This window comes from Microbulbifer mixtoriginis (SeqCode) (assembly GCF_052467945.1).
Map to the genome: position 1 here is coordinate 4,349,741 of NZ_CP174328.1, position 13,093 is coordinate 4,362,833.

Annotated in this window: 14 protein-coding genes and 1 riboswitch; of the genes, 13 read left to right on the plus strand and 1 reads right to left on the minus strand. The window is 54.5% G+C overall.

Going from position 1 to position 13,093, the window contains the following annotated elements; genetic code table 11:
- The first annotated feature begins 162 nt into the window (after window positions 1–162).
- The 11 genes from ACJJIJ_RS18955 (at window position 163) to ACJJIJ_RS19005 (ending at window position 9,168) form a co-directional block, all read left to right on the plus strand.
- Window positions 163–1,464, plus strand: coding sequence for an MFS transporter (locus ACJJIJ_RS18955; protein ID WP_444938158.1), 1,302 nt, complete (start codon window positions 163–165; stop codon window positions 1,462–1,464).
- A gap of 141 nt (window positions 1,465–1,605) precedes the next feature.
- Window positions 1,606–2,829, plus strand: coding sequence for an alginate export family protein (locus ACJJIJ_RS18960; RefSeq protein WP_444938159.1), 1,224 nt, complete (start codon window positions 1,606–1,608; stop codon window positions 2,827–2,829).
- 217 nt (window positions 2,830–3,046) lie between these two features.
- A riboswitch (molybdenum cofactor riboswitch) is annotated at window positions 3,047–3,197 on the plus strand.
- Complete coding sequence (gene moaA, locus ACJJIJ_RS18965; RefSeq protein WP_444938160.1) at window positions 3,186–4,163, plus strand: GTP 3',8-cyclase MoaA; 978 nt, start codon at window positions 3,186–3,188, stop codon at window positions 4,161–4,163. (Overlaps the previous riboswitch by 12 nt.)
- A 4-nt stretch (window positions 4,164–4,167) precedes the next feature.
- Complete coding sequence (gene mobA, locus ACJJIJ_RS18970; RefSeq protein WP_444938161.1) at window positions 4,168–4,767, plus strand: molybdenum cofactor guanylyltransferase; 600 nt, start codon at window positions 4,168–4,170, stop codon at window positions 4,765–4,767.
- Window positions 4,768–4,769: 2 nt separating this feature from the next.
- Window positions 4,770–5,312: a molybdenum cofactor biosynthesis protein B gene (gene moaB / locus ACJJIJ_RS18975; RefSeq protein ID WP_444938162.1), complete on the plus strand. Its 543-nt coding sequence runs from the start codon at window positions 4,770–4,772 to the stop codon at window positions 5,310–5,312.
- A gap of 3 nt (window positions 5,313–5,315) precedes the next feature.
- On the plus strand, window positions 5,316–5,807 hold the full coding sequence (moaC, locus tag ACJJIJ_RS18980; protein WP_444938163.1) for a cyclic pyranopterin monophosphate synthase MoaC: 492 nt from the start codon (window positions 5,316–5,318) through the stop codon (window positions 5,805–5,807).
- A gap of 21 nt (window positions 5,808–5,828) precedes the next feature.
- Complete coding sequence (gene moaD / locus ACJJIJ_RS18985; protein WP_444938164.1) at window positions 5,829–6,074, plus strand: molybdopterin converting factor subunit 1; 246 nt, start codon at window positions 5,829–5,831, stop codon at window positions 6,072–6,074.
- Window positions 6,075–6,084: 10 nt separating this feature from the next.
- Window positions 6,085–6,564, plus strand: coding sequence for a molybdopterin synthase catalytic subunit MoaE (moaE, locus tag ACJJIJ_RS18990; RefSeq protein WP_444938165.1), 480 nt, complete (start codon window positions 6,085–6,087; stop codon window positions 6,562–6,564).
- Complete coding sequence (modA, locus tag ACJJIJ_RS18995) at window positions 6,549–7,331, plus strand: molybdate ABC transporter substrate-binding protein (protein ID WP_444938166.1); 783 nt, start codon at window positions 6,549–6,551, stop codon at window positions 7,329–7,331. The genes moaE and modA overlap by 16 nt, the downstream gene beginning before the upstream one ends.
- Complete coding sequence (modB, locus tag ACJJIJ_RS19000; protein ID WP_444938167.1) at window positions 7,328–8,050, plus strand: molybdate ABC transporter permease subunit; 723 nt, start codon at window positions 7,328–7,330, stop codon at window positions 8,048–8,050. Before modA ends, modB begins: the two co-directional genes overlap by 4 nt.
- Window positions 8,050–9,168: an ATP-binding cassette domain-containing protein gene (locus ACJJIJ_RS19005; protein WP_444938168.1), complete on the plus strand. Its 1,119-nt coding sequence runs from the start codon at window positions 8,050–8,052 to the stop codon at window positions 9,166–9,168. The genes modB and ACJJIJ_RS19005 overlap by 1 nt, the downstream gene beginning before the upstream one ends.
- Window positions 9,169–9,329: 161 nt before the next feature.
- On the opposite strand, the gene ACJJIJ_RS19010 is transcribed toward ACJJIJ_RS19005, so the two are convergent.
- Window positions 9,330–10,943 carry an MFS transporter gene (locus ACJJIJ_RS19010; protein ID WP_444883397.1) on the minus strand — a complete coding sequence of 538 codons (1,614 nt, stop codon included), beginning with the start codon at window positions 10,941–10,943 and terminating at the stop codon, window positions 9,330–9,332.
- A 195-nt stretch (window positions 10,944–11,138) separates the two neighbouring features.
- On the opposite strand from ACJJIJ_RS19010, the gene narL reads away from it, so the two are divergent.
- Both narL and moeA read left to right on the plus strand, forming a co-directional pair.
- Window positions 11,139–11,804, plus strand: coding sequence for a two-component system response regulator NarL (narL, locus tag ACJJIJ_RS19015; protein WP_252084129.1), 666 nt, complete (start codon window positions 11,139–11,141; stop codon window positions 11,802–11,804).
- A 45-nt stretch (window positions 11,805–11,849) separates the two neighbouring features.
- Entirely contained in the window at window positions 11,850–13,091 is a 1,242-nt protein-coding gene (gene moeA, locus ACJJIJ_RS19020; protein WP_444938169.1) for a molybdopterin molybdotransferase MoeA, read from the plus strand.
- Window positions 13,092–13,093 lie beyond the last annotated feature (2 nt).

The window sequence follows — 13,093 nt, forward strand, 5'->3', positions numbered from 1 at the left end:
TGTGATTACCGAAGTTTTTATGCATCTTGCTGGCAGGTGGCCTTTACCAATACTGCTGTTTTTAATCCGTTCGTGGCGGCGCAGCCGGTGCGTATTGATCGGGCAGCCGATGTGGTGACCAAATAACCTTCCCGAAAACTGAAAAAATAGGAGAAGCCCGCGGTGCAATATACCCAGCAACTCGCCGGGCGTGTGCTGATATTTGCTTCGGCCATGTTTGCTGCGAACTTTTCCGTGTGGACACTCTATGCGGTGCTTGGAGTGGAAGTCCGCGGGCAGCTAGACCTCTCAGCCACAGAGTACGGCATCTTACTGGCCGCGCCGATTCTGAGCGGTGCGTTACTGCGTTTTCCCGCCGGCTTGTTGGTGGAATATTTCTCGGCAAAAAAACTTATCCTCCTGCAAATGCTATTGCTGCTGCCGGTGCTTTTACTCTTGCCGTTTATCGAGAGTTACGGTGAGCATCTACTGGCCGGTTTGTGGTTGGGGATTTCCGGGGTCTCCTTTGTGTTGGGTATTCGATATATCACTCCGTGGTTCGAAAGGAGGCAGCAGGGCACCGCGATGGGCATTTTTGGTGCAGGCAATGCCGGGGCGGCGATTACCCTGGCCCTGGCGCCAGCGATCCAGAATTGGCTGGGGCGAGAATGGATTGGGCCGATTTATGCGGTTGGTATTTTGCTTATGGTGGTGTTATTCGAATTTTGTGCACCTGAAGAAACCCGCTATATGCGCAGTCGCAACAAGGCAAAAATTCATCACCATCTAAGGCCACTGATGCAGATCAAGGTGTGGCGTTATGGGCTCTATTATTATTTTGTCTTCGGCAGCTTTCTCGCACTTTTACTGTGGCTGCCGAATTACTACCTGGCGGTGTACGAAGTCAGTACCCAGGTGGCGATGGCGCTGACCCTGCTGTTTGTGGCCCTGTCCAGTTCGCTGCGTGCGTTGGGTGGCTGGTTTGCAGATCGCTATGGTGCGCGCACGGTGAATTGGAGTGTTTTCTGGACCTGCTTGGTATGCCTGTTTTTTCTCAGTTACCCCCCAACCAGTATGACGATTCACGGGGTGGAACGGGATGTGCATCTAAATATCGAGGTGGGCATTGAGTTGTTTACCCTGCTGTTGCTGGTGATTGGTATTGCCCAGGGGTTTGGTCGCGCTTCAGTTTACAAGGCGTTACACGATAATTTTCCGGCACATATGGGTAGTGTCGGTGGCACTGTAGCCACAATCGGTGCGCTGGGTGGTTTTACTCTGCCTGTGCTGTTTGGTATCGCACAGGATTTAGTGGGTATTCACAGTGCAGCGTTTATGTTGCTGTACGGCGTACTGGCAGTTTGTATGTTGGTAATGTACCTGGCAATCCAGAGGGAGCAATATCAACAGCGTTTGGCCTTCGCCAGGCAAAATAATTTTTTGCATGAGGATGCGAGCAACTCTGCGGCTTTGCCGGATAGGTAGCGCCCACTACCAAAATGGAATTATGTGTGTGTAAAGGGTAGGAAGTATTTATTTTTTCTACCGAGAAAAACTGTGGTTTCAACCACGTCTGAAAAATTGTAATTTGTCACTGTCACTCCGTTGTTGCAAAGGAAAAGCGTAATGACCATTTCCAGATTTCCCAAAATTTTCGGTGCTTTACTGTTGGGGGCCTGCAGCACAGTTGCATTGCAGGCCGCTGCGCAGGATGGTGAAAATGCCACTCTTGTCGACGCGCTTAAATCCGGTGAAGTCGGGTTGAATCTGCGTTATCGCGTGGAGATCGTCGACCAGGAAGATTATGACCAGGATGGTATTAATGGGGATGCACTCGCGTCCACTCTGAGAACCCGCCTCAACTGGCGCAGTGGCAGCTATCGCGGCTTCAGCGGTTTTCTTGAGATGGACGATGTTACTGCAGTCGGTAACGACAATTACAACTCCACCGTCAATGGTAAAACTAATTACCCGATAGTGGCCGATCCAGATGGCACAGAGGTTAACCAGGCCTATATCCGTTATAACGGAGAAAATTCCATAATTACTGCTGGTCGCCAGCGTATTAACCTCGATGGCCAGCGCTTTGTTGGCGGTGTTGGCTGGAGGCAGAACGAGCAGACTTACGACGGCATACGCTATCAGTATGGCAGCGCCGACAGCCTTCAGCTGGACTACAGCTACGTGTACAACGTAAACCGGGTTTTTGGTGAAGATAGCGCCGGCGCCGAATTTGAAGGCAATATCCAGCTACTCCATGCCAGCTACCCGGTGGCCGAAAACCATAAAGTCAGCGGTTTTGTTTACAGCCTGGATTTAGAAAATTTCGTGAATAATTCCAGCCGCACCTATGGGGTGGATTACAAAGGAAGTTTTGGCCCTGTAAAAGCTAATCTAAGCTACGCGCGCCAGGACGATACCGGGGACAACCCCTTCGACTACAATGCCGACTACTATCTGGCGGAAGTTGGCGCAGACCTGGGCCCGGTAACCGCAAAACTCGGTTATGAAGTACTGGGTTCTGATAATGGCGTTGGGTTCAAAACGCCGCTGGCTACCCTGCATAAATTCCAAGGTTTCACCGACCAGTTCTTGGTGACTCCAGGTGAAGGCATTGAAGATATGTATATCAGCGGTGCTATGAAACTTGTGGGTGGCAAGTTGAATATGGCCTATCACAATTTTGATGCGAATGAAGGTTCCGCAAATTATGGCCATGAGTGGAATATCAGCTACGGCCGCAAGCTGACAGAGGATATTTCTGCACTGGTGAAATACGCCTCTTACCAGGCTGACGATCACAACGTGGATACCGACAAGTTCTGGTTAATGGTTACCGCCAATTTCTAATTAAATAAAGCCGCTCCATAGCGAGGCCCCGGCTCTGGCCGGGGTTTTACTTATAAAAACCGACTAATTTCTGTAGGGGAATTTTTCGGTTTTTAGCCATTCTGCCTACTGAATTTCCACTTTGTGATGTTATTTCCCTTACCGGTTGGCATCACTGTGAGTACCTAGGGAGTACCACCTTTGCCCCAAGCATAAATTAACCAGCTTGATACACTGACATCAGTTTAAACACCGAGTCCCGCTACCTAAACAGCGCCGTTTTTTATTGACGTTGCAAGGTGCCGGGACCGTGGCCGTACCGGCCACCAGGGTCTAGCGGGAAACTGCGCGGCCTCCCGACATTGGAAAGGCGTTTAATGTTACAAGACAATTTTGGCCGTAGGTTTTACTACCTGCGCCTGTCCGTGACGGACATCTGCAACTACCGCTGCAACTATTGCCTGCCTGAGGGCATCGGTTGCGGACGTTCCCTGGAAGGGGAAAATCCTCTCTCAGTCGCTGAGGTGGGCACATTAGTGCGCGCTTTCGCTTCACTGGGTACGGAAAAGGTACGCCTTACCGGCGGAGAGCCCTCCCTGCGCAAAGACCTGGTGCCGCTGCTCGAAGCCGTGCGTGCTAGCGATAAGATTCGCCGCTTAGCCATCACCACCAACGGTTACCGCCTGCCCAGTCAGATTGACGACTGGCACCGCGCGGGCTTGGATCAGGTGAATGTCAGTATCGACAGCCTCGACCCGGCTCAATTCCACCATATCACCGGCCACAACCGCCTGGATAAAGCCCTCGCAGGCCTGGATCGCGCCCTAGCCCTGGGTATCGATACCAAGGTCAACGCGGTGCTGATGCGCCAGTACAACCTGGCCGAGCTGGATAACTTCCTCGCCTGGGTTCGCGAGACTCCGGTGACCCTGCGCTTTATTGAATTGATGCGCACCGGCGATAACCGCGAGTTCTTCGCCAGTAACCATGTCTCCGGTGACGATATAGAAACCCTGCTGCTGCGGGAAGGCTGGGAGCAGGTGATCCGCACCCGCGATGCCGGCCCGGCGCGGGAGTATTTCCACCCGGATTACGCCGGCCGTATCGGCCTAATTACCCCTTACGGCAAAGACTTCTGTGCAAGCTGCAATCGCCTGCGGGTATCGGCCCAGGGCAAGTTGCACCTATGCCTGTTCGCCGACCAGGGCTTTGATATGCGCGAAATCATCGCCGATGGCGACAGCGAGGCGCTGGCGGCCCATATCCGCGAGTTGATTGTGGATAAGACCGCAGGCCACCAGCTGCACGAAGGTTTTACCGGCGCTACCCGCAACCTGGCGATGCTGGGGGGCTAGGGTTATGGCCAGGGCTCTTGTTAGTAAATCGACAATCGGCGTGGTGCTGGCCGGCGGCCGCTCCAGCCGGATGGGCCGCGACAAGGCCCTGCTGGCCCACCCCCAACAGGGCAATTTTTTGCAGCATGCCGAGGCATTGTTGAGTGAGCTTCCGCTGGCAAAAGTCGTCACCAGCGGCGCCCGCCCCGGAGCGATTGAAGACCTGGTGCCGGAGCGGGGTCCACTGGGCGGCCTATATTCGGTAGCCCTGGCAACCGGTGCTGATGCGGCCCTGGTGATCCCGGTAGATATGCCTCTACTCGGGCGGAAGCACCTCGCAGAGTTATTGGCTGAAGGGCAGACAAGTGGCCGGCCCTGTTATTTTGAAAACTTCTTTTTTCCCCTGTGGCTGCCTTTAAATGGCGATTGCCTGGATTATTTGCGCCGTGCCGTCGAAGGCAGTGCGCGCAATTCTGTCGGCGCACTGCTGCGTCACCTGGGGGCCAAATCCATACCCATAAAAAGTGCCGGCGATTGGCATCGCAATATCAATACGCCGGCAGATTATCTCGGCTTGAGTACGCCGGATAAAACTCCAGAAAACAGTTTTTTGAGAGACCACTGATTATGTCCGCACACGCTAGCAAAGAATTTGTACCGCTCAATATCGCGGTACTTACCGTATCCGATACCCGCAACGAGCAGACTGATACCTCTGGCCAGTACCTGGTGGAAGCCCTCAAAACTGCCGGCCATCAGCTGGCGGATAAGCGCATTACCCCGGACGATGTTTACCAGATGCGCGCGGTGGTCTCCGCTTGGATTGCCGACCCGAAAGTGCAGGTGGTATTGGTGACCGGTGGTACTGGTTTTACCGATCGCGACTCCACGCCGGAGGCCCTGAGCCCGCTGTTCGATAAAACCGTCGACGGCTTCGGCGAGCTGTTCCGCCATATTTCCCTGGGGGATATCGGCAGCTCCACCGTGCAATCCCGGGCGCTCGCGGGCTTGGCAAACCGCACACTGGTATGTTGTATGCCCGGCTCCACCGGAGCCTGCCGCACGGCTTGGGAAGGCATATTGCTGGAGCAGCTGGATGCCCGCCACAAGCCCTGTAACTTTATCCCCCATGTGCGCTTTGCCAGCGCGCCCTGCGAGAGCCGGGGGTAATTTGTGAGCCAATTAACCCATTTAAACCAGCGCGGCGAAGCCAGCATGGTGGATGTTACCGAGAAGGACATCACTGACCGCAGCGCCCTGGCCGAGAGCAGCATCAGTATGAGTGCAGAGGCTTTTGCACTGCTGAGCCAAGGGGCGCACAAAAAAGGCGATGTGCTCTCTGTAGCTCGTATCGCCGGCATCCAGGCCGCCAAGAAAACCTCGGATTTAATTCCCCTGTGCCATCCACTGGCGTTGACCAAAGTAGCGGTGGATTTCGAATTGCAGCCGGAAAAACACAGTGTGCATATCACCGCTCTCTGCCGCCTGGCCGGGCGCACTGGGGTAGAGATGGAAGCGTTAACCGCAGCTTCGGTAGCGGCGCTGACCATTTACGATATGTGCAAAGCCGTGGACCCGGCGATGGAAATCGGCCCGACCCGCCTGCTGCAAAAAACCGGCGGTAAGCGCGGCCACTGGCGCGGCGATGCTGCGGACAAGGCGTAAAAATTTCAGAGGTGTAAAGCGATGGTAAAGGTTCTGTTTTTCGCGCGTCTGCGCCAGCAATTGGGCATGGGCGAGACTACCCTGGAGGACTTTTCCGGCAGTCTCAGCGAGTTGCGCAAAACCCTATGTGAACAGCACCCGGATTGGAGCCCGCACCTGCAAAGGGATGACATTCGTATAGCCCTGAATCAGGAGCTGGCAGAAACCGGAGCCCAGGTGAAGGCTGGGGATGAAGTTGCATTTTTCCCACCGGTTACCGGCGGTTAGTGGTGCTAATATGACAGCCGTTGATCGTATCGAAGTCTGTGAAACGCCCCTCGACGTAGCGGCTGAATATACTGCGCTGCAAGGCAACAGTGGTGATGGTGCCTGCGCCCTGTTTGTGGGTTCGGTGCGGGACTTCAATGCCGGTAGTGATGTCTGCGGCCTGGCCCTGGAACACTATCCGGGCATGACCGAAAAAAGCCTGCAACGGATTATCAATGATGCCCGCGATCGCTGGTCCCTGGGTCGTGTGACTATCGTCCACCGGGTTGGCCCCATGCAGATCAACGACGAGATTGTTTTTGTCGGCGTTACCAGCCCCCACCGCCAGGCTGCCTTTGCCGCCTGCCAATACATTATGGATCGCCTCAAAACTGAGGCGCCTTTCTGGAAGCGCGAAGCGGTTGTGGATGAGTCCGGTAAGTCTTCAGAGCGCTGGGTCGAAGCTCGGGCCAGTGATGCTGCGGAGATGGAAAAGTGGTCCGCCGGCTGAGCCTGCTGCTATCCGCTTTACTGGTGGCCATCGCGCTACCGGTTAATGCGGATAACTGCACCTTGCGGGTGGCGGTAGCGGCCAGCTTCCGCCCGGCACTGGAAGAAGTGCTGCCGGAATTTGAGCGTCGCCATGCCTGTGTGGTGCAAATCAGCAGTGGCAGCTCCGGGGTGCTCTACCAACAAATAGCGCACCGCGCGCCCTTCGATTTATTCCTGTCCGCCGATCGAGAGCGCCCCGAACTGTTGGAAAAGCAGGGTGGGGCACTGGGTAGCAGTCGCCAGACTTACGCTCTGGGTTTACTGGCTCTCTGGCACCCAAAATCGGAATCGAATATCGAAAAGCTACTGCAAACCTGGCCCGATAAAATTGTATTAGCCGATCCGAAAGTAGCACCCTTCGGCAGTGCCGCCCGGCAAGCGCTGCAAAGCCTGGATTTGTGGAAGAAAAAACAAACTCAATTGGCCCGGGTCCACAATGCAGGCCAAGCCTATTTAATGCTGGATTCCGGCAATGCCCGGCTGGGCTTTGTCGCCGCCAGCCAGATGCAAGCAGCCGGCCGCGATAACTACTGGTTGCTGCCGCAGCATTTGTACAAACCCATTGAACAGCAGCTGCTGATTCCCACCCAGAGCCGCCGGCCTAAAGAGGCACAGTCCCTCGCTGACTATTTGCGTTCAGCGGAAGTGCAGGTGCAACTACAGCACTTGGGCTACGGTGTTTTGCCGACTCAAGATCGAAGTAGAGATGGAGGGAGCGGCTTATGAATATCGCTGCTGCCGACTGGCAGGCCCTGTGGTTAACTTTAAAATTGGCCGGCTTAACCACCTTACTCCTGTTTATTATCGGCGTGCCCTTGGCCTGGAAATTGAGCCAATGGCAGAGCCGCTGGCGCCATGGCATAGAGGTATTAATTACCCTGCCGTTGGTACTGCCACCCACGGTGTTGGGTTTTTATTTACTGCTTTTATTTTCCCCTAACTATGAGCCCGGGCAGTGGTTGTCACACATTTTTGATGGCCCCTTGGTGTTTTCCTTTACCGGCCTGGTGTTTGCGTCAGTGGTTTATTCCCTGCCGTTTATGGTGCAACCTCTGTTGGCCGCGTTTAATGCCAATGGCCAGCGCCTGACCCAGGCTGCCGCAGCACTGGGTATACCGCCCTGGGCGGCACTATTAAAAGTTCTTTTGCCGGCGAGTCGCGCCGCTATTGTGAGTGCCTGCGCTTTAACGTTTGCCCATACCCTGGGTGAGTTCGGGGTAGTGCTGATGATTGGTGGCGCTATTCCCGGTGAGACCCAGGTGGTTTCTATCGCTCTTTATCAACATGTGGAGGCGATGGAATACGGTGCGGCGCACCGGCTGGCTTTGATGTTGATGGGGATTACTACGGTACTGCTACTCGCTGCCCGTTGGGTGGGACATAGTCTGGCCCCGCGTGGATTAAATAGTGAGCGCGCTAAACCGGTAATGGGGGTGCTGGGCTAATGGAAATCACCTTACCCCTATTCGGTACTGCATCTACCACCTCTGATTCCAGCGGACTGAGCGTTGCTGGGCTGGTGACCTCACTTAACGCTGCGACTCCCTGGCAATTAGAGCTGCCTGCCTCTGGAGTTTTTGGCCTTACCGGTCCTTCCGGCAGCGGCAAGAGCACATTACTGGCTGCTTTGGCTGGCCAGCGATACTGCCGTGGCAATATCACTTTTGCCAATACGGTTTGGCAGCGCGGACGCCGCGCCCTGGCTACCCATAAAAGAACGCTTTCTTTGGGCTTTCAGGACAGCCGCCTGTTTGCCGGCCAGTCAGTGGCAGATAACCTGGCACTGGCCTGCCGTTACAGCCGCAGGCCACTGCCCGAGGAAGAGTGTGGTCGGCTGTTAAAGGCTTTTGGTATTGAAGCGCTGCTTCATCAGCCGGTAGAGCTATTGTCTGGTGGAGAGGCCCAGCGAGTGGCTGTATTACGCCAGCTTTTTAATAACGCGCAGCTGCAATTATTTGATGAGCCACTATCAGCGGTTGACCGTGCCCAGGTACTGCGACGCCTATTGCCGACCCTTCGGGATTTTTGGGCCCGATATCCGGCGCTGGTAATCTGGACTAGTCACGACTTTGATGAAGTCCAGCTGCTGGCCCAGCGCTGTTTGTGGATGGATTCTTCCAATTTGTCCGCGCCACTTCCTTTACCTGAAGTTGCCCAGCGCCTGGATAGCTACGGCGTAGGGGATAGCTGTCGCAGCCGGATTGAAGCGCGAGTGGAAGCCCTAAGCGATGGTTTGCTCACTTTGGATTTAGGGGGGATTTCCATCTTTGCAGATAGGGTGACAGGCCATTATCGCAAAGGCGATACCGCCGCTTTTCTGTTGGAAGCTGGAGATATCAGCCTCAGTGTAGAGAAGCCGGGCCTGTCCAGTATTCTCAATTGCCTGCCGGTAACTTTAGTTGCTAAGCAGAAGCTTACCGATGGCCGCATTCGTTTACAGTTAGCCGCTGCTGATCAGGTATTCTACGCAGATATTTCCCGTCTCTCCTGCGAGCGCCTAGAACTGCGTGAAGGCACTACCTACTTTGCCCAGTTTAAGGCCGGTAGTCTTGCCGGTTTGTAAGCCTCTTATTTCTCTTTGAATAATCTTGTACTGAAAACTTCTGCGGAATATGGAGGTTCGAAATGGCTGTGGAAAAAGGTATCGCTTCTCCACCAGTGCATCATAAAAAAGGGGAGGTGAAAACCTCCCCGAAGCAACGGTATCCCGTGAGTGAAACTGAATTAAGGGTTATAGAATTCCCCGTTTTTACGCAGGTAGAACCAGTAGTTAACCACCAGGCAAACCGCGTAGAAGATGGCAATGCCTGCCAGGGCGTATTCCGGAGTGGTGGCTTTGATCTGCTCGCCGAAGACCTTGGGAATATAGAAGGCGCCGTAGGCGGCAACTGCTGAGGTCCATCCCAATACCGGACCCGCCTGCTCTTTCGGGAACACCATGGCGATGGTGCGGAAGGTAGAGCCATTGCCAATACCGGTAGCGGCGAACAGCACCAGGAATAGCAGGAAGAAGGGCAGGAAGAACTCTTCCGGCGTGGCTGAGCCGTAGGCGGCCTTCATGTAATAGGCCACACCTAGGGCACTAGCCACCATGATTGCAGCACAGATTTGGGTAACCAGGGCTCCGCCGATACGGTCGGAGATCCAACCACCTACCGGGCGAATCAGGGCGCCGATAAACGGACCCATCCAGGCGTACATCAGGGCGCTGGGGCCATTGTTGTTGATGGTATCGTGAGTCATAACCCCGTCCACCATCACGTGGCTGTACCCGAAGATCACTTTGATAGCCAGGGGGAAGGCTGCCGCGAAACCGATAAAGCTGCCGAAGGTCATGGTGTAAATCACACTCATTACCCAGGTGTGCTTGTTGTTGAAGATACGGTATTGGCGTTGCAGGCTAGTTCTGATCTCACCGGGCAGCAGTTTCAAACCGAACACGGTGGCAGTGATTACCAGCACCAGCACAATTTCCTTGGGCACACCCCAGCCTGAACCATTGGCCGCTTCGGGAAGCAACAGCCACAGGCCTGTGATTGCGGTGAAGAGGCCGATTCCCAACATCATGGTCATCTTCATCATGGCACCGAGCGAGCTGCCCACATCCGGGGTGACTTCGTCGGTGCGCAGATTGTTCATGCCGAACCAGCCCACAAAGGCCAGCGGAATCAGGAACAGCAACCATACGAAACCGGCATTTTGAATCCACGCTTCAGAGCCGGCCGGTATCTTGCCTATCAGTGAGCCAGAGCTGCTCACCAGAATCATGGGGTCGCCGCCAGCAGCGCCGAAGGCACCGAAGGTCATAAATAGCGGGACCAGGATCTGCATGGTGGTGACACCGAAGTTCCCCAGGCCTGCATTCAGGCCAAGCGCCAGCCCCTGCTTTTCCTTGGGAAAAAAGAAACTGATATTGGACATGGAAGAGGCAAAGTTACCACCGCCGATGCCAGACAACAGCGCCAGTAATTGGAATACCCACAGTGGAGTCTCCTTGCTCTGCAGGGCGATACCGGTGCCGAGTGCGGGGATCATCAACAGGGCTGTGGTAAATACAATGGTGTTGCGCCCACCGAACAATCGAATAAAGAAACTACTGGGTATTCGGAGGGTAGCGCCGGTGAGGCCGGCGATGGCCATTAGGGTAAACAGATCGGCTTTGGCAATGGGGAAGCCAAGGTTCAGCATTTGAACGGTAATAATGCCCCAGTAGAGCCACACGGCAAAGCCGCACAGCAAACTGGGAATGGATATCCACAAATTCCGGTTTGCGATTTTCTTGCCCTTGGACTGCCAGAATTTGCTGTCCTCCGGGGCCCACTCGTAGATGTCAGACACGGCGGCCACTCCTCCTCGAAATGATTCGTACAGCCACTATGGGCCGGGGTTTGAGCCTACTCAATTACCAACAGGAAGTAACCCTTTTGCCCTTGAGTAATAGCTACCTCTTAGGGGGTAAGTGCCGAGGTGGGACGCTATGGTAAAGTCACTGTACAGATTTAAACCAATTTTCAAATTGAAGCGGGGCTCTCTATGATTTCTTCTGCTACGGTAATGATGGTCGATGACCACCCGCTATTTCGCAAAGGTCTTAAACAATTATTTGCAATGGAGCCCGGCCTGGAGCTGGTGGCCGAGGCCAGTAGTGGAGAGGAAGCGTTGGTGCTGGCCAAGCAACACGAGCCGGACCTTATTCTGCTGGACCTGAATATGCGCGGTATGGATGGGCTGGATACACTGCGCGCAATGCGCGCTGCGGATGTTTCCTCACGTATCGTGATACTCACCGTTTCTGATAATAATGCCGACGTGGTGTCTTGTATCCGCGCCGGTGCCGATGGCTACCTGCTCAAGGATATGGAGCCCGAGGATATTCTTGAACAAGTCATTCTGGCTACTCATGGCAAACTTGCAATCAGCCAGCGTCTCACGGAAATTCTCGCCTCGGCACTGCGCAAACCGGATAACTCCGGAGCGGATATCCTCTCCTCTCTCACAAGTCGTGAATACCAAATACTGCAATTAATCGCCGATGGCCTGAGTAACAAATTAATTGCTCGCGAATTAGATATTAGTGATGCAACAGTGAAGGTGCACGTTAAACACTTATTGAAGAAATTGGGGATGCGCTCCCGTGTGGAAGCCGCTGTGTGGATGGTCAATCAAAGGCGCCCTGATTTCCAGGATCGAAACCACTGATCACTCTGCCCCAATCGCAAAGGACTGAAGTAAGAGAAATTCTCTATGCCCACTATCGACTGCTGTAGCCAACCGGGTCTGATGCCCATAGAAAGTGCCCGCGAAAAACTTCTCGAAGCACTGAGCCCAATCAGTGGCACCGAGACATTACCCCTGGCTCAAGCTTCCGGTCGGGTATTGGCTGAGGATGTTATCTCCACCGTTAACCTGCCCCCCTGCGATAACTCAGCAATGGACGGTTACGCCCTGCGCTTTGAAGACTTGGCCAGTGGCTTGCCGCTGGAGCTGATCGGCAAATCTTTTGCCGGTGCACCTTTTGACGGTGTGGTGAACCCGGGCACTTGCGTGCGTATTATGACGGGAGCTGCAGTGCCCGCCGGTGCGGATACGGTGGTGATGCAGGAAAATGTCGATGCCCAGGAAGAGTCGATACGTATAAACGGTGAAGTTCGCCCTGGAGATCATATTCGCCGCTGCGGTGAAGATGTGGCCGAAGGAGCTAGCCTGCTTAAGGCCGGAGAGCGTATTAGCGTTCCCCATATCGCCCTGCTCGCCGCTGCCGGTGTTGGCACAGTGGCAGTAGTGCGCAAACCAGTAATCGCACTTTTCTCCACTGGTGATGAACTGCGCCAGCCCGGCGAAGCCCTGGGCAAGGGCGATATTTACGATAGCAACCGCATCGCTCTATTGGCTGCTCTCGATCAGTTGGATCTGGAAATTTTGGATTTGGGTATTTTGCCCGATAACAAACAGGCCATCACCAATGCCTTACAACGCGCTTCCCAAGAGGCCGATGCCATTATTACCTCCGGTGGAGTCTCCGTTGGCGAAGCGGATTACACCCGTGAAGTGTTGGAGGAGCTGGGAGAGATCGGCTTCTGGAAAGTAGCGATGAAGCCAGGCAAACCTTTTGCCTTTGGTTTCCTGCAGGGAACCCCTTTCTTTGGCTTACCCGGCAATCCGGTTTCCGCTTTGGTTACTTTCTACCAGCTGGCCGTGCCGGCCCTGAGTGTGATGAAAGGCGATCAGTGGACTGGCCCGCAGACCTTACAGGCAAAACTGTTAAAACCCCTAAAGAAAAAGCCCGGCCGTACCGATTTCCAGCGGGGTATTTATCGCAGTGATGAAAATGGGGTATTGGTAGTTGAACCGGTTGGTACCCAGGGGAGCCATATTCTTTCCGGTCTGGCTGTTGCTAACTGCTTTATCGTTTTAGCGCGGGATAGCGGCAGTGTAGAAGCTGGGGAGCAAGTGGTGATTGAGCCTTTGGGGGTGCCGTTGGGGTAGGG

What these genes read in the sequence shown, in the direction of transcription:
- ACJJIJ_RS18960 (WP_444938159.1), top strand. Translation starts at nt 1,606, where the DNA reads ATGACCATTTCCAGATTTCCCAAAATTTTCGGTGCTTTACTGTTGGGG.
- moaA (WP_444938160.1), top strand. Translation starts at nt 3,186, where the DNA reads ATGTTACAAGACAATTTTGGCCGTAGGTTTTACTACCTGCGCCTGTCC.
- mobA (WP_444938161.1), top strand. Translation starts at nt 4,168, where the DNA reads ATGGCCAGGGCTCTTGTTAGTAAATCGACAATCGGCGTGGTGCTGGCC.
- moaB (WP_444938162.1), top strand. Translation starts at nt 4,770, where the DNA reads ATGTCCGCACACGCTAGCAAAGAATTTGTACCGCTCAATATCGCGGTA.
- moaD (WP_444938164.1), top strand. Translation starts at nt 5,829, where the DNA reads ATGGTAAAGGTTCTGTTTTTCGCGCGTCTGCGCCAGCAATTGGGCATG.
- moaE (WP_444938165.1), top strand. Translation starts at nt 6,085, where the DNA reads ATGACAGCCGTTGATCGTATCGAAGTCTGTGAAACGCCCCTCGACGTA.
- modB (WP_444938167.1), top strand. Translation starts at nt 7,328, where the DNA reads ATGAATATCGCTGCTGCCGACTGGCAGGCCCTGTGGTTAACTTTAAAA.
- ACJJIJ_RS19005 (WP_444938168.1), top strand. Translation starts at nt 8,050, where the DNA reads ATGGAAATCACCTTACCCCTATTCGGTACTGCATCTACCACCTCTGAT.
- narL (WP_252084129.1), top strand. Translation starts at nt 11,139, where the DNA reads ATGATTTCTTCTGCTACGGTAATGATGGTCGATGACCACCCGCTATTT.
- moeA (WP_444938169.1), top strand. Translation starts at nt 11,850, where the DNA reads ATGCCCACTATCGACTGCTGTAGCCAACCGGGTCTGATGCCCATAGAA.